Source organism: Streptomyces sp. NBC_00178, assembly GCF_036206005.1.
Taxonomy (GTDB): domain Bacteria; phylum Actinomycetota; class Actinomycetes; order Streptomycetales; family Streptomycetaceae; genus Streptomyces.
Map to the genome: position 1 here is coordinate 6,549,914 of NZ_CP108143.1, position 20,273 is coordinate 6,570,186.

Consider the following 20,273-nt stretch of genomic DNA (forward strand, 5'->3'; position numbering starts at 1 on the left):
TCGGTTCGCGTGGCCGGAGGATCAGGCAGGCCAGAACGGTTCCGGTGCGCCGGCGATCGGCGAGCTGGTCGAATCGCCGGGTCCACAGCCCGTCTCCGACCGGTCCCCGGCCCGCCTGCCGAACTGCAGCACGATGGCGCTCCGGGATCGCTGGACCGTCGTACGGGTCGGAGGCGTGATCGCGACGATGGACGTCAGCAACTCGACGGGACCGCTGCCACCCGACGAAGTCGGCCGTCTCGAACCGGATCCCGGCCACGACGAGGCCGTCGTCGCGACCCTGATCAGGAATGTCACCGAAGCCAGAGGGCCTAGCCCAGGAGGCGTCCGTCCCGTGACCACACGCCGAACCACTGCTCGGCGCCGTACTCCTCGAACCGCTCCGCCTCGGTGAACCCCAGCTTCGCCGCGAGGCGCAGCGCGCGGTCGTTGGCCGATCGAGTGGCAAGCACCAACGGTTCGTCGGGAAGGGCGGCGGCGAACCAGTCGAGTGCGGCTGTGCACGCCTCGGAGGCGTAGCCGCGTCCCCACGCGTCCGGAAGGAACATGTAGCCGAGCTCGGGCTCCTCGCCCTCCGGACGGACGTGGCCCGGACGCTGCGCGTCGCGGCGGTCGAACGTGACCATTCCGATCATCGCCCCGTCGAGAGCGGCCACGAAGCAGCCGGGGCGCCGTCCGGGGACCGCGGGCACCGAGCGCTCCAGTTCGTCACGTGGCCGAGGCCCACCGATGTACGCGCCCACCTCCTGCGAGGCGAACAACTCGATGAAACCCGCGCGGTCGCGGGCCTCGGATGCGCGCATCACGAGCCGCTCGGTGCTCCTCGCGGCGGGCGGCCAGGGGACGGGGCCTGGTGTGCTCATGCCGGGCAACGTAGCGCACACCCCTCACACACCATCCGGCGTACCCGCGATGTGGCGCGGACCGAGCGGTAGTCGGGACGTTCGGGTCCCTGTGCGGCGACGAGAACGCCCGGGCGTCGTCCCGGACCCCACCCCCGCGCGGGCCGGCCTGCGATCCAGGCGGGTGTGCCGGCGGCGCGGGCACCGTCCCGCGTCCGTGAGATCCGCTCCGGGGGTCACCCGGAACGGACCTCGCATCCCCGGACGGTCACACGCGTGAGCGCGGCCGACCAGGTGCCCCGCCGCTCAACGCTCGGTCCCGTCCCCGGTCGCGTCGCCGGTCGTCGTGAGCGAGCGGGGCGGGTTGTCGTCGCTTCATCACGGTTGAGTCCCGAGCCGGAACTATGGCTTCCGTCACAGCCAAGGTGATCTTGCCCTGGTGAGATCGCCCCATGCTCGGTCTCCTCCCCCGTCTCCTGCCCTTCTGGGTTCGTGAGCCCCTGTTCATCGTGGTCGGGTCCGTCTTCGGCGTACGCATCATGTATCTCGCCGTCCATGACGAGGAATGGGTGCCGGCCGGGATCGGCACGGTGTTCCTGGTGGCCACCGCGCTCCGCGTGCACACGGTGGTCAGAGCCCTGCGCGCACGCCGGAACCCGAGCCCGGCGGCCGTCGCGGAAGCGGCAGTACCCGAGCCTGCTTCCCAGCCCCAGCCCCAGCCCCGGCTGCAGGAGCCGGCTCCAGTGGGTCGGTACCCCGCCCCGCCCGCCGCGCAGAAGGAACCCAACGCGTGGGGGCAGGCCTTCGCGGCCGTGGCCGTGTTCGCGGCGCTCGGGGTCGCGCTGTGGCTCGGCCCGAGCCTGGTGCCCTCCGACGACGCCGGCACGCCGCAAGCCGCCGCGTGTCCGAGTGGGGAGGACGAGAAGCTGCCGAGCGCCTACAGGAAGACGCCCGGGGCCGTCACCGGCGAAGAACTGTGCCAGGCGCTCAACAGGCCCGGCCTCGCCCAGCTCCTCGGAACGCCCGGCGAGACCGTGACCGGGGCATCCAGTGGCAGCAACACCGCCCCCCTGACCGACGGGAAGGTCGCAGCGCCGGAGGCCAAGGTCCAGTTCGACACCTACACCGTGAACGTCGCGGTCACGTACAACAAGCTGTCGATCGCCCAGTACGTGAAGCTGATGGACTTCGGGGAGGAGACGGACATCGAGAAGCTCTCGGTCCTCGGCCGGCCCGCGGTCCTCTCCTCGGATCACACCATGAAGATCGACATCAGCAGGGGGAGTGGTCCCGTCGAGCAAGGGCCCCTGGCCAGGACCCTGACCGTCGCCCTCGACGGTAAGGACCGGGGCGGCTATTGCGACATCACCGTGTGGAGCGACTCGGGAGCCCTCCCGGACGACAGCGCACTCCTCGGCATCGCCGAGACGGTCGTCCCGGCGATCCCCGAGCGGACGGCGTGAGTCAGGTCCAAGGTGGTGGCGGTGTCCGTCGGTCCGAGACCTGCCGACGCCCGAAACACCGGGCCTGAGCCTGACAGCCGGTCATCCGAGCGGGCATGACGCTGTCTTGATCACATTGCATCCGCGCTGCGTACAACCGTGTGACGTCCTCCCCTGTCACACAGGAAGCAGCCGAGGATGCCCTTCGGCACGGCGGGGCCGCCAGGTCCGGGCTGCGGAGAAGGCGGGCCCGAACATGGAGAGGACGAGGATGGGGAAGACGATGCGGAGCGCGGTGGTGGCCGTGGGATCGGCCATCGTGTTCACAGGGGTGGCGGCGGTGCCGGCCGGTGCGGTGGAGGGCGGTGTCTCCTTCTCCCGGGTCGCGGTGAACGGCGGGAAGCCGATCGTCGTCGGGGTCCAGGAAGAGGTCGAAGTTCCCGCTGTCTTCCGGATGACGACCAAGCTCAAGTACCGCTCCGGGCCGACGGTGTTCCCCTACCGGGGGAAGACGGGCACGGGGGACACTCTTCACAGCGCCGTCATCACCAGTGACTGCAAGGTCGTGGACAGGGCGAAGGGAGTCTGCGACTTCGAGGAATGGCTGTACATCGACCCGCGGAACCTTGACTTCGGGAACGAGGACGCCGGCACCTGGAAGACCGCCGCACGGGTCTTTCTCCCCGGTGACAGCCAGGACATCGACGACATGAGCATGCCGTTGGAGGTCAAGCGGGCTACACGCGTGACCGCCGACGCGTCGCCTGAGCCGGCGGTAGCAGGGAAGACGATCACTGTGACCGGTCGGGTCACACGGGCGAACTGGGACACCCACACGTACCAGGGGTACGCGGGGCGCACGGTCAGCCTGCAGTTCAAGGCGGCGGGCGCCTCCTCGTACACGACGGTCAAGAAGGCGACGTCGAGCAGCACGGGAGCGCTCAAGACCACGGTGAAGGCCACCAGGCCGGGGACGTGGCGGTGGACGTACTACGGGAACTCCACCTCCGGGGCGAAGTCGTCGACCGGGGACTACGTCGCCGTGCGCTGACCGGCAGGCCCGGACCACCCCCTGAAGCACGCTGCGGCAGATCGCGCGCCGGGACGGCACCAGTTCGTGCGATTCCGGCGCGCGAGGTCGGTGCCGGGCCTGGCCGGCGGCAACCGGGAAGGGGCCTTCCCCGTCCCGGTTCGGTTCCGCCTCCACCTGACAACCGATCGACCGGCGCGGGGTGCCGCTCGCCTCGGCAGCCACGACCCGGCCCGCCGGGGAGCCCCCGCGCGCCCGGTGGTGCTGGGCATGGCAACCGCCGCGCACGCCCGATTTCGCAGCTCAAGCATGAAACACCGGAAGATGCCGGTTCCGGCGACCGATCGCAAGCCTCGGCCACTCGGCGGGCCTCCCGGTGCGGCTACTCGGCAGCCTCGCGTTCGCCGACACTGACCAGTCCCGTCTCGTAGGCGACGATGACGGCCTGGACACGGTCGCGGAGTCCGAGCTTGCCGAGGATACGGGCGACGTGCGTCTTGACGGTCGACTCGGCGAGATGGAGGCGGGCGGCGAGTTCGGAGTTGCTCAGTCCTCGGGCCAGCAGGCCGAGGACCTCCAGCTCACGCGGGGTCAGCGCCGCGAGGTCGCGATGAAGTGCGGCGGTGTCCCCGCCTCGCCGCGTGAACCGCTGCACGAGACGGCGGGTGATGGCGGGAGCGAGGAGAGCGTCGCCCGTATGGGCTGTACGAACAGCCGCGGTCAACTGCTCGGGGGTGACGTCCTTGAGGAGGAAGCCGCTGGCTCCGGCGGACAGCGCCGCGTAGACGTACCGGTCGAGGTCGAAGGTGGTCAGGATGATCACGCGCGGTTCGCCGGCAGCGCCGGTCAGGATGCGGCGGGTGGCCTCCAGACCGTCCATCGCGGGCATCCGGACATCCATCAGAACCACATCGGGCCGGGTGCGCTCGACCGCTTCGACCGCTTCGAGGCCGTCGGTCGCCTCGGCGACGACATCGATGCCGTCGGCACCGAGAATCATCCTGAAGCCGGTGCGGACCAGGGTCTGGTCGTCGGCAAGAACCACACGCAGCGGCTCGGTCACGGCGTCTCCAAGGGAATCAGGGCTTCGACACGGTAGCCGCCGGTGAGTCGCCGGCCGGTGTTCAGGGTTCCGCCGTAGACGGCGAGGCGCTCGCGCAGTCCGATCAGGCCCCGGCCGCTTCCGGAACCCGTGCCCGGGTGTCCGCCGGTGTCGGTGACTTCCACCCGGAGTTGACGCGGGCCGTAGTCGACGGTGACGGCAGCGGTCGCGCCCGACGCGTGCTTCACGGTGTTGGTCAGGCCTTCCTGGACCACGCGGTAAGCGGCGAGTTCGAGGCCGGGGGGAAGGGAGCGGGGCGGACCTGCCACGGTCAGGTCGACGTGCAGTCCGGTGTTCCGTACCCGTCCCACGAGCGTCTCCAGCTGGTCAAGGCCGGGCTGCGGGGCCAGTGCGGCCTCCGTGTCCGCATCCGTGCCCTCGTCCCGGTCGTCCATGGTGAGCAGGCCCATGACGTGGCGTAGCTCGGTCATGGCCGCCCGGCCGCCCGCCTCCACGGCCAGCAGCGCCTCGCCTGCCTGCTCCGGGGAGGTAATCATGATCTTGCGGGCGGCACCCGCCTGGATGACCATCACGCTGACGTTGTGCGTGACGACGTCGTGCAGTTCGCGGGCGATCCTGGCCCGCTCGTGCTCGACGGCCCGGCGAAGGACCTCGCCCTGCTCGTGCTCCAGGGCAGAGAGCCGGGTGCGGCCTTCGTCGGTACGGAGTTTCCAGGTGCGCAGGCCGATGGCGGCCCCGGCCATCGGGACCAGAATCAGCAGGGCGATGTACTCGTTGGGGACGATCGGCGTCACCGAGTTCCCCGAGGTGCCGACCAGGAGGACCGACACCGGCAGCGCAACGAGGGTGGCCGTCCGGTAGGGACTGTGGACGGCGGCGCTGTATACGGCGATGACGAACGCGTAGAACGTCAGCCGCATCACGCTGTGGGGTGTCGCCAGTGTCGCGGCCGTCACCACGCTCAGCACGGCGAGGGGGAAGCGGCGGCGCAGCGCCAAGGCGCCGGAGGCGACGGCCGCGAGCGTCACCATGAGAGCCAGGCCTCCCGGGCCGGACGGGCGCGGGACGGCCACCTCCACACCGGGTGCGACCTCCCGCAGCACGATGTTGCCCACGTTGTCGATGCCGTAGTGGACGGTGGCGATTCCGACCACCAGCGCCACCAGCACGTCGAACTGCCAGGCGCGCCGGGTGGGCCGCAACGGTGGGCCGCTCGGAATCCTGGCGTCGCGGACCCTCTCGCGGGCTGCTTCCCGCAGCCGCACCAGCGTCGTACGTGCGTTCATCACCGGCTCATTGTCGCCGTCGGCCGGATCCGTGGCGTCCGACTCGGAGGTTGTTCCGGCCCGACCGGATACATCCCCCGCCTACATCGCAGGGATGACGTTTCCGGCGTTCGTCCCAGCGCGGTACCCCAAAGGGTCCGGGCGGGCGACGCGCGCGCGCCGGGCCCGCTCCTAGCGTTCAGGCAACGCCCACAACCCGCTGACCGTACGCAAGGAGCCGTTGATGACCGTGCCAGTGATCGAACTGCGGGGGGCAAGCCGCCGGTACGACGACGGCCCTCCCGCCCTGCATGAGGTGTCGCTGACCGTGCGGCGGGGCGAGGCCGTCGCGGTCCTCGGCCCTTCCGGCAGCGGCAAGTCGACGCTGCTCAATCTGATCGCGGGCCTGGACCGGCCGGACACAGGGACCGTCACCGTGGACGGGGTGCGCGTGGACGAGTTGGGGGAGTCCGGCTCCGCTCTCTACCGTCGCTCGAAGATCGGCATGATCTTCCAGTTCTTCAACCTGCTCGACGATCTGACCGTCGCCGACAACGTCGCTCTGCCGGCACGCCTGGCAGGGGTGGCACGGGCCGAGGCACGTCGGCGGGCGGCGGAGCTCCTGGAGAACCTCGGTATCGACCGGCACGCCGGCGCGTACCCGGGGCGGCTTTCCGGCGGCGAACGGCAGCGCGTCGCGGTGGCCCGGGCGCTGATGAACCGGCCGCCCCTGCTGCTGGCCGACGAGCCGACCGGAGCCCTGGACACGGCCGCGGGACAGGACGTCAGCAGGCTGCTGGCGGACCTCAACGCCGAAGGCCAGACCCTCGTCGTGGTCACCCACGACCTGTCACTGGCCCGCTCCTGCACGCAGCGTCGGGTCGAGATCGCCGACGGCCGGTTGACCGAGGACGTCCCGCCGCGGGCGGCCGCCACGGAGGCCGTCCGTTGAGCGCGCTCGCTGAAGTGGTGCGCTCCGGGGTGGGACGGCGCCGGGTGCAGTCGCTGGTGATCGGGCTCGCCGCGGCGATGGCGGTGGCCGCCTCCGTCCTGGGCGGTTCGCTGCTGGTGATCTCCAGCGCGCCCTTCGACGACGCCTTCGCCCAGCAGCGTGGCGCACATCTGTCCGTCGAATTCGACGCGGGCAAGGTGAGCGCGGCACAACTGTCGAAGTCCAGGGACAGCGCAGGGGTGAGCAGTGCGGCCGGACCGTTCCGCACGTCGACCGTCACCCCTCGGGCGGACGAGGAGGGCCCCGGCTGGCCGATGACCGTGGTCGGCCGCTCCGATCCCGGACGGGACGTGGACGAGGTGGCACTGGTCGGCGGCCGGTGGCCCGCACGTGCCGGCGAGATCGTGCTGTCCGTCGACTCCCCGCTCATCCCCACCCTGGGCAGGCAGGTGACCTTCACTCGTCTGCCCGGCGAACCGACCCTCACCGTGGTCGGTGTCGCCCGCTCGGTCACGCGGACCGCCGACGCCTGGGTGGAGCCGGCTCAGATGCCCGCGCTCACCTCGTCCGGCAGCGGCGGGTACCAGATGCTCTACCGCTTCACGAACGCGGGTACCGCCGCGCAGGTCACCGCCGGCGGCGAAGCCGTGACGCGGTCACTGGTGCCGGGGGCGGCCGTCGGCAAACAGTCCTGGCTCACCGTCAGGAAGGACGCCGAGCGCGACACCGCCCTCTACGTCCCGTTCCTCATCGCGTTCGGCACCCTGGGCCTGGTCATGTCGGCGCTCATCGTCGGCAACGTCGTGGCGTCAGCCGTGGGGACGGCAACGCGCCGCATCGGCATCCTCAAGGCCGTCGGCTTCACCCCGGCCCAGGTCGTGCGTGCCTACATCGGTCAGGCACTGGTCCCTGCCGGCGTCGGTACGGGTCTCGGCGTCCTCGCCGGCCACCTGCTCGCCGTCCCTGTGATGGCCGAGACGGAGGAGGTCTACGGCTCCTCGTTGCCGGCCATCGCTCCCTGGGTCGATCTGACGGTGATCGCCGGGGTGCTCGGACTGGTGACGGCCACCGCCTGGGGGAGTGCGTGGCGGGCGGGACGGCTGCGTACGGTCGAGGCGCTCGCCGTCGGGCGGGCCGTTTCGGCGGAGCGCGGCCGGTGGGCCGTCCGGCTGGCCGGATGGTTGCCGCTGCCCCGGCCGGTGGCCCTGGGCCTGGCCAGGCCCTTCGCGCGGCCCGCCCGCGCGCTCGCCATGGGCACGACGATCCTGTTCGGCGCCGTCGCTGCCACGTTCACCGTGGGGATGGCCGCCACCCTCGGCAACGTGATGGACGCCAAGGCCCACGACGTCGCCGATGTCACCGTGCCCGCGCCCATGCCGGACTTCGGTCCCCAGCCCCCCGGCGGCAGCAAGCAGCCCAAGGCCGATCCGGCCGCGGTCGCAGAGGCCGTCGAAGCCACCCCTGGAACCGGTAAGTACTACCGCGCTTCGACGGTGCGCTCGACCGTGTCCGGACTGACCGGCACCGTCGACGTGGTCGCCTTCACCGGCGACGCGTCGTGGGGTGGCTACACGATGGTCGCGGGACGCTGGATCGACAGGCCCGGCGAGGCCGTGGTCCCCACCCCGTTCCTGACCGCCACCGGCACCCACATCGGCGACAGCATCACCTTGAACGGCCTGGCCGAGCCGGTCACGGCCCGGGTCGTCGGGGAAGTCCTCGACCCCCGCAATTCCGGCATGCAGGTCTTCACCGACGTCGCGACCCTCGCCGCCGCACACCCCGACATTACGGATACGAGCCATCACATCGCGGTCGCATCAGGCACTGACGTCGCCGCCTACGTCACCGCGCTGAACAAGGATCTGGCACCGCGGGGGGCCACCGCTCAGGCCGGCGGCCTCGACGCCGGAGGCGACATGGTCGTCACGCTCAAGGCGCTGTCGGCGATGCTCACACTGATGCTCGTCGCCGTCGCCGCGCTCGGTGTGCTCAACGGTGTGCTGCTCGATACCCGCGAGCGGGTGCGGGAGATCGGTGTCCACAAGGCACTCGGCATGACCCCCCGACAGAGCCTCACGATGGTCCTCACCTCGGTCGTCGTGACCGGCCTGGTCGCGAGCGCCCTGGGTGTGCCGCTGGGGGTAGCCCTCCACGGCTGGGTCCTGCCCGCGATGGGCGACAGTGTGGAGTTGAGGCTGCCCGATTCCGTCCTCGCCGTCTATCACGGCACCGAACTGCTCCTGCTCACGCTCGGCGGCCTGCTCATCGGCGTACTCGGCGCACTCATGCCTGCCGGCTGGGCTGCCAGGACCCGGACCGCCACGGCCCTGCGCACCGAGTAGGAGGTCGAGTCCAGAGTTCGTGCCACCGGCCCTCACCGCGAGGAGAGAGGGGGGCCGGTCCTCCGGCCACGGCGACCGAGGCCCTGTCATCCCATCCCCGATCCCGCCGCGAAGCAGCGCCTGCCCCGCCAGGACAGCGATCGGTTCGATGAGGCTGTGACCACCGTCGCCCGCCCGCCCGCCGGTCCGTGCGCCGCCCGACTCCCGTTGGTCCTAGCGGCACGCACACGATCACCCCTGATGGCGGACCGCTGAACTCACGGAGAACCGCCGCGCACCTCCGTACGGCCGTCGACTGTGACGCACCTCCACCCTTGACACCCTCTGCGGTCGGCCGGGCGACAGCAAACGGGTTGCTCACGTGCCGGCCGACAGGGCGCCCTGCGTGTTTCGCCGGGGAAGCAGGGGGCACGCGGCACACTCGTTGGCGGTTGTCGGCGGAGGACGGAGCGGGATCATGCGGGCACTGACCTATCAGGGAAAACGTGACGTGCGGGTGGAGACCGTTCCGGATCCGCAGATCCGGGACCGGACGGACATCATCGTCAAGGTCACCTCGACGGGTATCTGCGGGTCGGATCTGCATCTCTACGAGGTGCTGGGCCCGTACCTCGATCCGGGGGACATTCTCGGCCACGAGCCGATGGGCATCGTGGAGGAAGTCGGGCCCGAGGTGACCGCCGTGGCCCCGGGCGACCGGGTGGTCATTCCGTTCAACGTCTCCTGCGGACACTGCTACATGTGCGCACAGGGGCTGCACTCCCAGTGCGAGACGACCCAAGTCCGTGAACGTGGCACCGGCGCCGCACTGTTCGGGTACACCAAGCTCTACGGCCAGGTACCCGGGGGACAGGCCGAGTACCTGCGGGTTCCCTTCGGGAACGCCCTGCCGATCAAGGTGCCCCACGGGCCGTCGGACGACCGTTTCGTCTATCTCTCGGATGTGCTGCCGACGGCCTGGCAGGCCGTCGAGTACGCGGACATCCCGCCCGGCGGTAGCGTCACGGTTCTCGGGCTGGGACCGATCGGAGCCATGGCTGCCCGGATCGCCCTCCATCGAGGCGCCGGTCTTGTCATCGGTGTGGACATGGTCCCCGAGCGTCTCGACAGGGTCAGCGCTTACGGAGCCACGTGTCTCGACCTCCGTCGATACGGCAAGGACCTCGGCAGCGCCGTCCGTGACCTGACGCAGGGGCGAGGAACGGACGCGGTGATCGACGCGGTCGGCATGGAGGCGCACGGCGCACCGTTGGCCAAGGCCGCGCATGCGGCGGTCGGACTCCTGCCCGACGCCGTCGCCCAGAGCCTGATGGAGAAGGCGGGCATCGACCGGCTCGCCGCCCTGCACACGGCGATCGACCTGGTGCGCAGGGGCGGCACCGTCTCCGTCTCCGGAGTCTACGGAGGGTCGGCCGACCCGATGCCGCTGCTGACCATGTTCGACAAGCAGATCCAGCTCCGCATGGGCCAGGCCAACGTCAAGCGCTGGGTGGACGACCTGTTGCCTTTGCTGGTCGACGGCGATCCGCTGGGCGTGGACTCCTTCGCCACGCACCACCTGCCCCTTGAAGACGGGCCGCAGGCGTACGCGACGTTCCAGAAGAAGGCCGACGGCATGATCAAGACGCTTCTTGTCCCGTGACGGCGCCGCCGGTCACGGGCAGGCAGGACGGGAGGGGATGGACCGGTGAACAGCGATGGGCTGAGGCCGGGCAAACGAGTGGTCGCCACGGGGGCCACCGGGAATGCGGGGACCAGCGTGGTCGCCGCGTGGCAGGCGGTCCTGGCGTCGCCTCGGTTCTCGCGCCGGCCCGCAGAAGACCCGTCGCTGACGATCGCGAAGGCCGACTGGGACACCGTCGATCTTGCGCGGGCCGACAGCGCCGACCGATGACGCCGCAGAGGCCTACCGACTGGCCGTTGCGAGGCGTACGCAAGGGCGCGGCGGAAGACGCCGCGCCTCTGACCGGCCGGAAGATCGGCTGACCTGCCGCGCCGCGCACGCAGGCGACGGGTCCACCTGCACTCAGCGACCGAGAAGAGGCGAGACCGATCGCGTCCCGCCCGGCACAGGAGGTACAGCCATGGTGAGCGATGAACGAGCGCAGGACCCGACCCGGGCCCATCCCCGGCCCGACTTTCCCCAGCAGGACCAGGCCCACCCCGGATGGACCGGTCCCATGGACCCGCCACCGGACCACGGTGAGGATTCCTACCGGGGCTCCGCCCTGCTCGTGGACCGCAAGGCGGTGATCACGGGTGGTGACTCGGGCATCGGCCGCGCCGTCGCTCTGGCCTTCGCGCGGGAAGGCGCGGACGTGTTGTTCACCCACCTGGCCGAAGAGGAGGAAGAGGCAGGGGAGACCGTCCGCCTGGTGGAGGAAGCGGGCCGCAGCGCGGTGCCCGTCCTGTGCGACATCCGGGACGAGAAGCAGTGTCGCTCGCTCGTCGAACGGGCCGTATCCGAGTTCGGCCGGATCGACATCCTGGTCAACAACGCCGCCTACCAGATGTCCCAGCCCGACGGGATCTCCGCCATCTCGACCGAACAGTTCGACCGTGTCGTACGCACCAACCTCTACGGGATGTTCTGGCTGTGCAAGAGCGCGCTGCCGCACATTCCGGCCGGGGGCTCGATCATCAACACCACGTCGGTGCAGGCGTACAAGCCGAGCCCTCATCTGCTCGACTACGCGATGACCAAGGGCGCGATCGCGACCTTCACCCAAGGGCTGGCCCAGATGCTCGCCTCCGACGGCATCCGCGTCAACGCGGTCGCCCCGGGGCCGGTATGGACGCCCCTCATTCCGGCGACGATGCCCGACACCGCCGAGTTCGGCAAACAAAGTCCGCTGGGCCGCCCCGCTCAGCCCGCGGAGATGGCGCCCGCATACGTGTTCCTCGCCTCCGACAACGCTTCGTTCATCACCGGCGAGATCATGAACGCGACCGGGGGCACACCGCTCCCTTGACGCGTGAGGAGATCACCGGCCCCACGGACCCGTCGGAGCCGACACCTCGCCTCATCGCGAAGGAGAGAGCCACACCATGCGCGCACTCGCCCTGGTCTGCACCCTGAACGCTTCGCCCGCCCCTTCCAGCAGTCACCATCTCGCCTGACAGGTCGTGGCCCAGCTCGCCCACCACGACGTACAGGGCGAGACCATCCGGGTCGCCGATCACGACGTCGGCCCGGGAACCGGAACGGACATGGGCGACGGCGACGCCCGGCCCGTCCTGCGGGAGGTCCTCGCCGCCGACATCCTTCCGATCGCCACCCCCATCCGGCTCGGCCACCGCTCCAGCGTCTGCCAGAGGGTTCTGGAACGCCTCAACGCCGGATCCCCCGAGTCCGACGGTCAGGGCCGCCCGCACACCTACGGCAAGGTCGCGGCGGTAGCTGTCGTCGGCAACGAGGACGGGGCGCACAAGGTGAGCGCCGACGTGTTCCAGGGCTTGAACGACATCGGCTTCTCCCTGGCGCCCGGGGCCGTCACGTACTGGGTCGGTGAGGCCATGCAGGGCACCGACTGCCAGGACCTGGACCGGACTCCGGACGCCGTCGCCTCGACCACGAAGACGCTGGTCGCGAACGCGGTCCAGCCGGCTCGCCGACTGGCCGACCACCCGTACCCGGCACCGGCCGCGGCGCCCTCCGCCGACTCCTGATGTCCGTGCGAGGGCGCCGGCGGCCGGTCCGCGTCGCGGCTCAGTGGCCGAGGGCTTTGCGGAGCTGCTCCTTGTTCATCGAGGATCGGCCTTGGACGTGGCGCCTCTTGGCCTCTTCGTAGAGCTGATCCCGAGTGGGGCTCACGGGGCCGCGGTGCGAACGCTCACCCCCGCGCTGCGAGGCGGACTTCTTATCCCGCAGGGACGCCTTGCTTGCTTCCCTGGACTCACCCGCACGGGCCCGTTCCTTGTTGACCGTACGTGCCGCGATCTCCTTCGCGCGCTCGGCGGAGGCACCATGCTCTCGCGCACTGTCCTTGACGTGCTCGTACTGCCGTTCGCGCTTGGGGCTCGAACCTGCCGGCATCGTCGTTCTCCTTCCGTGCGGCGTCGGCACGTACCGACGCCGTATCCATCGGGTGCTCACCGCGGTGCGTGTTACTCCCGCGGTTCCAGTGCACGCCGTACGGCCGGCGCTCGCTACCCGGAGGCCGCGAGCTTCTCCGCTCAGGGCGCACGCCGTGCCAGGGGAGCAGCGGGAGCCCGAGCCGGGATACGGGGCGCGGGATCGGGCTCGAACGGCGTTTGTGGCGATGCCATGCCCTGACGCTCGGTACGGGCAGGCCGTGGTTCCCGCCAGCTGCTTTCGCCTCGGGTTTGCCGAGGCCGAAGCGCGCTGGGCTCGTCGTGGGCGGGAAGACAGTCGGCGCGCAGGTGCACGCCCAAGAAGTCGCCCACCTCCCACCCGTTCTCCGGTCGCGGGTTCGCCGCCACCGTGATGTCCTTCCCTGGCGGGTTCTCCACGTCGCTGCCCGGCGACGCGTGGCCAAGAATTCGACGCGCAGCCGGGCGAAGTTGCAGCAGCTCGTGCGTTCGAGCCGGGGGAGGCGTCAATGGGCCGGACACCGGCGGCCGAGGGTGACGGCGAGAGAGACGGCATCGCGGTGAACCCGCACAGTGGCCGGCGCGAGTCCGAGGAGGAGCGGGCCGACCGGCGGTGGGGTGACCTCCTCCAGGAGCTCCGGGTGGCGCAGACGGGCGTCCAGATCCTGTTCGGATTCCTGCTCGCGGTGGTCTTCCAGCCCCGGTTCGCCGATCTCTCAACCGTCGACCGCGACATCTACGTGGTGACGGTCATGTTGGGATCCGCGACCGCGGCGGCCCTGATCGGTCCCGTGTCCTACCACCGGCTCCTCACCGGCCGGCGGATGAAGGCACGAACGGTGACCTGGGCCTCGCGCCTGACGAAACTCGGGCTCGGCCTCCTGTTCTGCACGATGTGCAGCACCCTGCTGCTCATCCTGCGGGTGGCGCTGCACAGCGTCGTGGCGTTGTGGCTCGTGGGCGTGATGGCGCTGTGGTTCGCCGTCTGCTGGTTCGTCTTCCCGCTCTGGGCCATTGCCCGGGACCACGGCGAGGGAGCGGTCGGAGACCAGGCAAGGACGCCCGCGAGAGGCGGCTCGGACGACCTGCGGGGCTGAGCGCCGAAGCCGCTCTGATGGCGGCCCACCCTTGCAGTCCGGCCGAAGGCCGCAAGGCCTCGGCGACGGTCAACAGCCCGGCGGCGCCTGCCCGCTCGCGGGCGACGTGCGCGCGCGGTCCACGTGCGGGAGTGCAGCGTACGGGTGATGCTGGCGGAGACCGTGCGCCGCATCCCGGCGTGGGACGCGAGAGAGGTGGCCCGATGGCCGGCAAGGGCAAGAACAAGAGGTTGTCCACTGGCGACAGCGTCACATGGAAGAGCCACGGCCAGGAGGTCGAAGGCACGGTCGAGCGGAAGCTCACGAAGCGGACCAAGGCTGCCGGCCGGACCGTGGACGCCTCCGAGGACGAGCCGCAGTACAAGGTGAAGAGCGACAAGACCGGCAGGTCCGCCGCCCACAAACCCGAGTCGCTGCGCAAGAAGGACGGCGGCTCGTGAGCGGGGGAGGGGGCACTCTTTCCCCAGCGGTCCCTGGCGGCCGGGCGCGTGCGGATCGCCGGCAGCTGACTCCGGGCTCCGGCGGAGTCGTCGCCGGCCACGCTCGGCGGCTTCGAGGAGGACGTCGGAGGTGTATCTGAACTCTTCCGTCAGCCGCCCTGCTTCGGTGACGAGGATGCCGTACGGGACAGTGGGATCGGCAGGAGACAGGGCCAGCCGTCCGGCCTCCTCGACGGACCTCGGCGCGGTGCGACTCGGCTTCCCGGGTGAGGCGTTCCAGTCGCTTGGCTTGCTGGAACAGGGTCGTCTCGTCGAGCGTCGTCAATACCGCGGCGGCCTCGCCGGTGGCTTCGAGGAACGCCCCGTAGCGCTGCAGGAGAGGTCTGCCGGCGTCCCCCAGCTCGCGTGACTGATCGGGGGCGCGGGTGAGGCCGGCCACCTGGTGCAGCGTGCGTTCCAGTGCGTCCAGCACGGCATCGTAGCCTGCGAAACCAGGGTGACCGCGGTAGCGGCGCATCATGCGCCGCGGGTTGAGAAGTGTGCTTTCCTTGGCCGTTTCGATTCCTGACCGGGCCTGCTCGATCATCTGGCCGGTGTGCGCTGCGCGGGCCCGCCATCCGGCGGTCGTCTCCTGATCCGGGACCCGCTGCGAGAGCACGGGATGCATGTCGGCGAGGAGCCCGTAGAGAGTGCCGGCGAGGTTGCGGATGCCGTACTCGGCGCTGCGATAGCGCAGCGGCGGGGCGATGAGGACGTTGACCGCGGTACCGGTGGCACATCCGATCAGCACGAGCACCACGATCTCCCCGAGCCGCATGAAGCGCTCGGAGCTCCCCGCGGACGCGGTGTAGGTCGCGAAGGCGAAGAAGGCCGCCGTGGAGACCTGCGATCCTTGGGCGCCCAGGACCGGCCAGCGTCCGATCGTCAGGGCGATGAGGGCCCGAGCGCGAACGTCAGCAGTTCGGGGCCTGCGAACAAGCCGAGGGCAGCCTGCACCATGACACCCGCCACCACCGCGGCGACGTAGCGCAGCGACTGTACGAGGGAGCGGTAGACGGTCACCTGCATGATCAACACAGCGGAGAACGGAGCGAACGCCGGCGAGTGGGCGTCAAGGACATCGGCCGCGATCGCCCAGCTCAGGGTGGCGGCAAAGGTGCTCTTGCCGATCACGAGCAGAGTGTTCCGCTCCTCGCCGCCGCCAGTGACAGCGCGGTGCCACCACTGCGCCGCGGCTCGCAGCTTCCCCGGCACTCCTGCCCGGGCCTTCGTATTCTCCGAGATGGCCTCCACCTCCGTCCGTCCTCGGCCTTCATCAGTGCGGTGCGGCCCGGTCCTCGCTGAGCACGGTCGGGTGCGACGGCCGTGCGTCCCTCACGAGCTGGGCAAGGTGGTCTGCGTACCCGCCCCGTGCCCGGGCGGCCAGACGCGCAGAGGTGAGAACCGGGAAGCGCCTGGTCCGCAGGACCTGGTATCCATGCGCCTGCAGGGCGGCGACCAGCGCGTGATCCTCTCCTGCCGTGAGGGCGGGGAATCCGCCGACCCGTAGATAAGCATCCGCTCGCACACCCAGATTCGCCCCGTGGACATGCGGGTGAAGACCTGAGGGCTGCCCCTCGCCGCCGGCTGTCGCATAGGCACGCACATGGTCACCGATCACATCGGCGAGCGCGGGGGGCCACCCTTGCGGTCGGATCGTGCCGACCACCGCGTCCCAGCCGCGTTCCGCACAGGCACGTTGATGGGCGAGCCAGCCGGTCGGAACCTCGCTGTCCGCGTCGGTGGAGGCGATCCACACGGTGGCAGGGTCCAGGCCGAGGGCACTCAGAGCCAGCCGCGAGCCCGCGGCTCTGGCTTCCCCCGGGCTGCGCGCATCGAGCGTCGCGACCACGGCGCCCCCCTGCCGGGCCACCTCGTACGTCCGGTCGGTGCAGGCGTCGGCAGCGACCACCACAAGGAGCCTGGACGCCCTGACGGCCGGATGCCGTGCCGCTGTGCGGACAGAGGCGAGGGCCGCCGGAAGGAAGGTCTCTTCGTCGTGCGCGGGGATCACCACGGCGATGGCGGCGAGACCCGTCACAGAAGTCCCTCGAACCCGGCAGGGGAGGGGGGAGGGGCCTCGCCCGGCAGAACCCGGCTGAATGTCTGCAGAACGAAATCCTCCTCCGCGTGGTCCACGCCCAGGAGCAGCCCCGGTTCACGCGACAGCCGTTCGGCCAGCTGAGCACCGGTGTACAAGTGCTCCTGCACCGGATGGTTCCAGTGCACCGTCACCAGGGTCCCGCCGACGTCGAGTGAGCCGGTGGCCCGTGACAGGAGTTCGTCCAGTCGCCGCTCGTCGAAATAGTAGAGGAGCTCGGAGAACACGATGAGATCGAACGTGCCCTCGGGCCACTCATGCGGCACGGTGAGACGGGTCACCTCGACATGGCCGAGGTCCGCTGTGTGACGGCGGGCGGTGGCGACGGCGGATTCGATCCGATCGGCGGCGATCAGTTCGTCGCACCTCCCAGCGAGAAGGCGGGTCAGCTGCCCTACGGAGCAGGCGGGTTCGAAGGCGCGTCGGTAGTGCGGCCGTGGAAGCGAGGCCACGGTCAGCGCGTACTTGCGTTGTTCGTACCAGCGCTCCTGGAGTCGCCACGGATCCCTGCTGCCCCGGTACATCTCTTCGAAGTATCCGGCCGGAGTGCTCACCGGAACACCACCTCGCGCGGACGCAGATGATGGGCGATCTCCTCGGGCGGCAGAATCGCCGCATCCTGCGCCCCCGGCCCGAGAGGCAGGATCTGCGAGGCGAACGCGTCGATGGCATGCCGCTTGCGCACCTGCACTTCGGGGCTGAGCGGGAGTTGCGCAGCCCGGCTCCAGGGCACGCGCGGATCACCCGGTTCGGCCCAGTGCCACAGCCATACCGGGTACTCGACCAGGGGTACGTCAGCCTCTTCGGCCGCTGCTCGCGCGGCGCGGCCCGCTGCCTCGTGGTCGCTGTGCACGTCACCCGTCCACGGGGCGGCGACGAGAGCGGCGCCGCGGCACAGCGGAAGAAGCGCCGTACGCAGATCGTCCTCGTGCTGTGCCACCCGGGAGTCGGGGATGTTCAGCCGCACCACGTCGGCGTGGCCGGCCCCCAGCCTGCCCAGAGCGGTCCGGGTCTCCTCCGAGCGGATGGCGGCGAGCTCACGAGGCCTGAGCACTGCGCTGTGAGGATGAGAGGCCTCGCCGTCCGTCACCGCCACGACGGTCAGCGGGTGCCCGAGGTCCGACAGCAGGGCGAGGGTGCCACCGAAGCCGAGTACCTCGTCGTCCGGGTGTGCGGCCACGACCACCACCCTCCCGGAGGACGGAAGCGGATACTCACGCATGGCACCCCAGCCCGGCCACGTCGCCCAGAGACCCTCCGCGGTGCCGGGGGCCTGGATCGGATCCGCGTAGCCGGACGGATCGTCGGGACGTGCGCTCACAGGCCCTCACGCTCGCTGAGGAGGGTGCCGAGCTCGGCGAGATTTCGCTCCGCGTGGTGCTGACGGATGTACACGGTGAGGTCGGCGACGTTGCGCGCGTGCCGTTGGTCGTGGCACAGAGGTCCCGCACCGGTGGCGCGTCCGACGTGGTCCAGTGCGCGACGGCAGGCAGCCTCGATGAGTGCCCGGACGCGCAGGCTCAGCAGCCGGGCCTCGCCCTTGGCGTCCAGGGGGTCGCTGTCGATCGCGGTCGCCGCCGCCTCCAGGGTCAGTCCTGCCGCATGCAGGTCGACGTCCACCGCGCCGAGGTGCGCTCTGGTGTGCGGGTCGTTCCCGCGCGCCGCCGCCGCATGCAGCGGACGCGCCACCGCGTGGGCTCCGCCGAGCCAGCAGGCGGCCACGCCGATGCCTCCGTGCTGGAAGCCGGGCCGGTTCACGTAATCCTCGACGCCTCCGACGGGTTCGGCCGGCGCCTCGTGGAAGCGCACATCCGGCGTGTCCGAGCCGGCCATGCCCAGTGCGCGCCACGTCCCCTCGACCGGTTCGTAGGAAGCGTCGCTCAGGGCGACGGCGAAAAGACGTCGGCCCTCCTCAGCACGTGCGGTGACCAAGGCGTGCGTGCAACTGTGCGCCCCCGAGCAGTACTGCTTGAGTCCACTGACCGACCACCCGCCGCCCGGCCGACGGGTCGCCGACAGACCTTCACCCGGAGGTTCCGCAGCCCACACGCCCCAGCGGCTGCCCGACTCCGCAGAAGGACCATCGAGCTCGGCGAGGATCGCCACAGCGTCGACATGTCCCTCCACCAGCCGGGCTAGGCACAGATCATCCTCTGCCACCGCGCGCAAGGCGGCGAAACGGTCGGCTGTGCTGCCGTTACCGGGCAGTGGGAAGTGCAGGCGCCCGCTTTCCATCGCGGCGACCGCCTCGGTGAAACGCCCCGAGGTCTCCGCCCGCAGGGCACGTGCTTCGAAGTCTCCGGCGCGGTCTGGAGGTGCAAGGTTTTCCGGCACGACAATGCGCCGTTCGGAATTGCCTGTCACGAGGACGTCCTTTCGCTCTGGTTTTCGGGGTGTTCCATCCGTCGAGAAAGCTCTCGCGACGTTCGTGCGGGCCGGGCCGGCGTGCGAGGGAGGACGCGGCGCCCTGAAGACGGGGCAGCCCTTAGGACCGGTGTTGCGCGCGAAGGCCGCGGAGGCGTCCGTCGAGCTCACGGCTGTAGAAATCGATGAAGCCCTCGGGGTCCGGGCCGGCGTTCTGCATCACGACCCGGTCGAATCCCGCATCCAGGTAGCGCTGTACCGCCGCGACATGGCGAGCGGGGTCCGGGCCGCACGCGAATTTCTCCGTGATGTCCTCGATCCGCACCGTGGTCGTAGCCGCGTCGAAATTCACCGGATTCGGCAATTCGCTCATGACTTTCCACCCGCTCAACGCCCATCGGGAGGTTTCGAGGGCAGCCCGCGCCGCGGTCTCCTCCTCCGGTGCCCAAGCGACCGGAACCTCGGCGTACCGGGGCCCGGTCCCGCCCGCGGCCCGGTACTCGTCGACGAGTTCGGGACGGTCCTCCGTCGCGAAGAGCCCGTCCCCGAGCTCCGCAGCCAGGACGGCTGCACGCTCCCCTCCCGCGGCCACAGCGATGAGGGGCAGGGAGTCGGGCAGGTCGAATACACGGGCGTCGGACAGCCGAAGGTGCTTGCCGTCGTACGACCGATAACCTCCCCGCCACAACAGCCTGATGATCTCGATGGCTTCACGCAGCATGTCCTGCCTGGTGCTTACCGTGTCCGGGAAGCCGAGGCCCACCACGTGCTCGTTGAGCCGTTCGCCCGACCCCAGCCCCAGAGTGAAGCGCCCGTCGGACAGGAGAGCCAGAGTCGCCGCGGCCTGCGCGATGATCGCCGGGTGATAACGCACCGTCGGACAGGTCACCCCCGTTGCCAATCCGATTCGATCGGTCCGGGCCGCGATGGCGCCGAGCACCGTCCACGCAAAAGGCGAGTGCCCCTGACTGTCCAGCCAAGGGTGGTAGTGATCACTGATCTCCACGAAGTCGAAACCGGCCTGCTCGGCCATGACGGCCTGACGCACCAATTCCCTCGGACCGAAGGCCTCAGCTGAAAGTTTGTACCCGATTTGCACAGCCATCGACTCCTTGCGCGGGTTTCAGAAACACCACACCTGTTAAGGGCGGGCACGCGAGAGCAAGCACCATCGCCTGCCTGCCTTCGCGTGCCCAGGCTTTCCGCTCACAACCTAGTCGCGACGTATCGTCCGATTCGG

Annotated in this window: 19 protein-coding genes and 1 pseudogene; 10 read left to right on the forward strand and 10 right to left on the reverse strand. The window is 70.3% G+C overall.

Annotated elements, in window-relative coordinates:
• Nucleotides 1–311: 311 nt before the first annotated feature.
• Nucleotides 312–863 carry a GNAT family N-acetyltransferase gene (locus OHT61_RS28620; RefSeq protein ID WP_329042177.1) on the reverse strand — a complete coding sequence of 184 codons (552 nt, stop codon included), beginning with the start codon at nucleotides 861–863 and terminating at the stop codon, nucleotides 312–314.
• 431 nt (nucleotides 864–1,294) lie between these two features.
• Between OHT61_RS28620 and OHT61_RS28625 the strand changes: the two genes are divergently transcribed.
• Together OHT61_RS28625 and OHT61_RS28630 are read left to right on the forward strand one after the other, a co-directional pair.
• Nucleotides 1,295–2,305 (forward strand): DUF6215 domain-containing protein, encoded by a 1,011-nt coding sequence (locus OHT61_RS28625; protein WP_329042178.1) that lies wholly within the window; start codon nucleotides 1,295–1,297, stop codon nucleotides 2,303–2,305.
• 262 nt (nucleotides 2,306–2,567) lie between these two features.
• Nucleotides 2,568–3,335 (forward strand): hypothetical protein, encoded by a 768-nt coding sequence (locus tag OHT61_RS28630; RefSeq protein WP_443049635.1) that lies wholly within the window; start codon nucleotides 2,568–2,570, stop codon nucleotides 3,333–3,335.
• A gap of 361 nt (nucleotides 3,336–3,696) precedes the next feature.
• On the opposite strand, the gene OHT61_RS28635 is transcribed toward OHT61_RS28630, so the two are convergent.
• Both OHT61_RS28635 and OHT61_RS28640 read right to left on the reverse strand, forming a co-directional pair.
• A complete protein-coding gene (locus OHT61_RS28635; protein WP_329042179.1) occupies nucleotides 3,697–4,377 on the reverse strand; it encodes a response regulator transcription factor in 681 nt (226 codons plus the stop codon).
• Nucleotides 4,374–5,663, reverse strand: a complete 1,290-nt coding sequence (locus tag OHT61_RS28640) for a sensor histidine kinase (protein ID WP_329042180.1) — start codon at nucleotides 5,661–5,663, stop codon at nucleotides 4,374–4,376. Before OHT61_RS28640 ends, OHT61_RS28635 begins: the two co-directional genes overlap by 4 nt.
• 223 nt (nucleotides 5,664–5,886) lie before the next feature.
• Between OHT61_RS28640 and OHT61_RS28645 the strand changes: the two genes are divergently transcribed.
• The 6 genes and pseudogenes from OHT61_RS28645 to OHT61_RS28670 all read left to right on the forward strand — a co-directional run bounded on the left by OHT61_RS28645 (nucleotide 5,887) and on the right by OHT61_RS28670 (nucleotide 12,608).
• The gene (locus tag OHT61_RS28645) at nucleotides 5,887–6,594 is read left to right on the forward strand and encodes an ABC transporter ATP-binding protein (RefSeq protein ID WP_329042181.1); all 708 of its coding nucleotides are present in this window, start codon (nucleotides 5,887–5,889) and stop codon (nucleotides 6,592–6,594) included.
• Nucleotides 6,591–8,939, forward strand: a complete 2,349-nt coding sequence (locus OHT61_RS28650; protein WP_329042182.1) for an ABC transporter permease — start codon at nucleotides 6,591–6,593, stop codon at nucleotides 8,937–8,939. Before OHT61_RS28645 ends, OHT61_RS28650 begins: the two co-directional genes overlap by 4 nt.
• A 457-nt stretch (nucleotides 8,940–9,396) precedes the next feature.
• Entirely contained in the window at nucleotides 9,397–10,581 is a 1,185-nt protein-coding gene (locus tag OHT61_RS28655; RefSeq protein WP_329042184.1) for an alcohol dehydrogenase catalytic domain-containing protein, read from the forward strand.
• A gap of 45 nt (nucleotides 10,582–10,626) precedes the next feature.
• On the forward strand, nucleotides 10,627–10,833 hold the full coding sequence (locus OHT61_RS28660; protein WP_329042185.1) for a hypothetical protein: 207 nt from the start codon (nucleotides 10,627–10,629) through the stop codon (nucleotides 10,831–10,833).
• 190 nt (nucleotides 10,834–11,023) lie between these two features.
• Nucleotides 11,024–11,911 carry an SDR family oxidoreductase gene (locus OHT61_RS28665; RefSeq protein ID WP_329042186.1) on the forward strand — a complete coding sequence of 296 codons (888 nt, stop codon included), beginning with the start codon at nucleotides 11,024–11,026 and terminating at the stop codon, nucleotides 11,909–11,911.
• 76 nt (nucleotides 11,912–11,987) lie between these two features.
• Nucleotides 11,988–12,608: pseudogene (locus OHT61_RS28670) on the forward strand (flavodoxin family protein).
• 40 nt (nucleotides 12,609–12,648) lie between these two features.
• On the opposite strand, the gene OHT61_RS28675 reads toward OHT61_RS28670, so the two are convergent.
• Nucleotides 12,649–12,975, reverse strand: coding sequence for a plasmid stabilization protein (locus tag OHT61_RS28675; RefSeq protein ID WP_329042187.1), 327 nt, complete (start codon nucleotides 12,973–12,975; stop codon nucleotides 12,649–12,651).
• Between the two features lie 526 nt (nucleotides 12,976–13,501).
• Between OHT61_RS28675 and OHT61_RS28680 the strand changes: the two genes are divergently transcribed.
• Nucleotides 13,502–14,089 carry a DUF6328 family protein gene (locus OHT61_RS28680; protein ID WP_329042189.1) on the forward strand — a complete coding sequence of 196 codons (588 nt, stop codon included), beginning with the start codon at nucleotides 13,502–13,504 and terminating at the stop codon, nucleotides 14,087–14,089.
• A gap of 203 nt (nucleotides 14,090–14,292) precedes the next feature.
• On the forward strand, nucleotides 14,293–14,529 hold the full coding sequence (locus OHT61_RS28685) for a DUF2945 domain-containing protein (RefSeq protein WP_329042190.1): 237 nt from the start codon (nucleotides 14,293–14,295) through the stop codon (nucleotides 14,527–14,529).
• Between the two features lie 924 nt (nucleotides 14,530–15,453).
• On the opposite strand, the gene OHT61_RS28690 is transcribed toward OHT61_RS28685, so the two are convergent.
• The 6 genes from OHT61_RS28690 to OHT61_RS28715 all read right to left on the reverse strand — a co-directional run bounded on the left by OHT61_RS28690 (nucleotide 15,454) and on the right by OHT61_RS28715 (nucleotide 20,132).
• Nucleotides 15,454–15,822 (reverse strand): aromatic acid exporter family protein, encoded by a 369-nt coding sequence (locus OHT61_RS28690; RefSeq protein ID WP_329042191.1) that lies wholly within the window; start codon nucleotides 15,820–15,822, stop codon nucleotides 15,454–15,456.
• A 22-nt stretch (nucleotides 15,823–15,844) separates the two neighbouring features.
• Nucleotides 15,845–16,609 carry a glycosyltransferase gene (locus OHT61_RS28695; protein ID WP_329042192.1) on the reverse strand — a complete coding sequence of 255 codons (765 nt, stop codon included), beginning with the start codon at nucleotides 16,607–16,609 and terminating at the stop codon, nucleotides 15,845–15,847.
• Nucleotides 16,606–17,223, reverse strand: a complete 618-nt coding sequence (locus tag OHT61_RS28700) for an SAM-dependent methyltransferase (RefSeq protein ID WP_329042193.1) — start codon at nucleotides 17,221–17,223, stop codon at nucleotides 16,606–16,608. Before OHT61_RS28700 ends, OHT61_RS28695 begins: the two co-directional genes overlap by 4 nt.
• Nucleotides 17,220–17,990, reverse strand: a complete 771-nt coding sequence (locus tag OHT61_RS28705; protein ID WP_329042194.1) for a PIG-L deacetylase family protein — start codon at nucleotides 17,988–17,990, stop codon at nucleotides 17,220–17,222. The genes OHT61_RS28700 and OHT61_RS28705 overlap by 4 nt, the downstream gene beginning before the upstream one ends.
• Nucleotides 17,987–19,033 (reverse strand): acyl-CoA dehydrogenase family protein, encoded by a 1,047-nt coding sequence (locus tag OHT61_RS28710; RefSeq protein ID WP_329042196.1) that lies wholly within the window; start codon nucleotides 19,031–19,033, stop codon nucleotides 17,987–17,989. The genes OHT61_RS28705 and OHT61_RS28710 overlap by 4 nt, the downstream gene beginning before the upstream one ends.
• Before the next feature lie 121 nt (nucleotides 19,034–19,154).
• On the reverse strand, nucleotides 19,155–20,132 hold the full coding sequence (locus OHT61_RS28715) for a TIGR03557 family F420-dependent LLM class oxidoreductase (protein WP_329043416.1): 978 nt from the start codon (nucleotides 20,130–20,132) through the stop codon (nucleotides 19,155–19,157).
• Nucleotides 20,133–20,273 lie beyond the last annotated feature (141 nt).

Coding starts and splice junctions, on each gene's coding strand:
- OHT61_RS28630 (WP_443049635.1), top strand. CDS start 2,568: ATGCGGAGCGCGGTGGTGGCCGTGGGATCGGCCATCGTGTTCACAGGG.
- OHT61_RS28655 (WP_329042184.1), top strand. CDS start 9,397: ATGCGGGCACTGACCTATCAGGGAAAACGTGACGTGCGGGTGGAGACC.
- OHT61_RS28675 (WP_329042187.1), bottom strand. CDS start 12,975: ATGCCGGCAGGTTCGAGCCCCAAGCGCGAACGGCAGTACGAGCACGTC.
- OHT61_RS28620 (WP_329042177.1), bottom strand. CDS start 863: ATGAGCACACCAGGCCCCGTCCCCTGGCCGCCCGCCGCGAGGAGCACC.
- OHT61_RS28685 (WP_329042190.1), top strand. CDS start 14,293: ATGGCCGGCAAGGGCAAGAACAAGAGGTTGTCCACTGGCGACAGCGTC.
- OHT61_RS28680 (WP_329042189.1), top strand. CDS start 13,502: ATGGGCCGGACACCGGCGGCCGAGGGTGACGGCGAGAGAGACGGCATC.
- OHT61_RS28645 (WP_329042181.1), top strand. CDS start 5,887: ATGACCGTGCCAGTGATCGAACTGCGGGGGGCAAGCCGCCGGTACGAC.
- OHT61_RS28665 (WP_329042186.1), top strand. CDS start 11,024: ATGGTGAGCGATGAACGAGCGCAGGACCCGACCCGGGCCCATCCCCGG.
- OHT61_RS28640 (WP_329042180.1), bottom strand. CDS start 5,663: ATGAACGCACGTACGACGCTGGTGCGGCTGCGGGAAGCAGCCCGCGAG.
- OHT61_RS28625 (WP_329042178.1), top strand. CDS start 1,295: ATGCTCGGTCTCCTCCCCCGTCTCCTGCCCTTCTGGGTTCGTGAGCCC.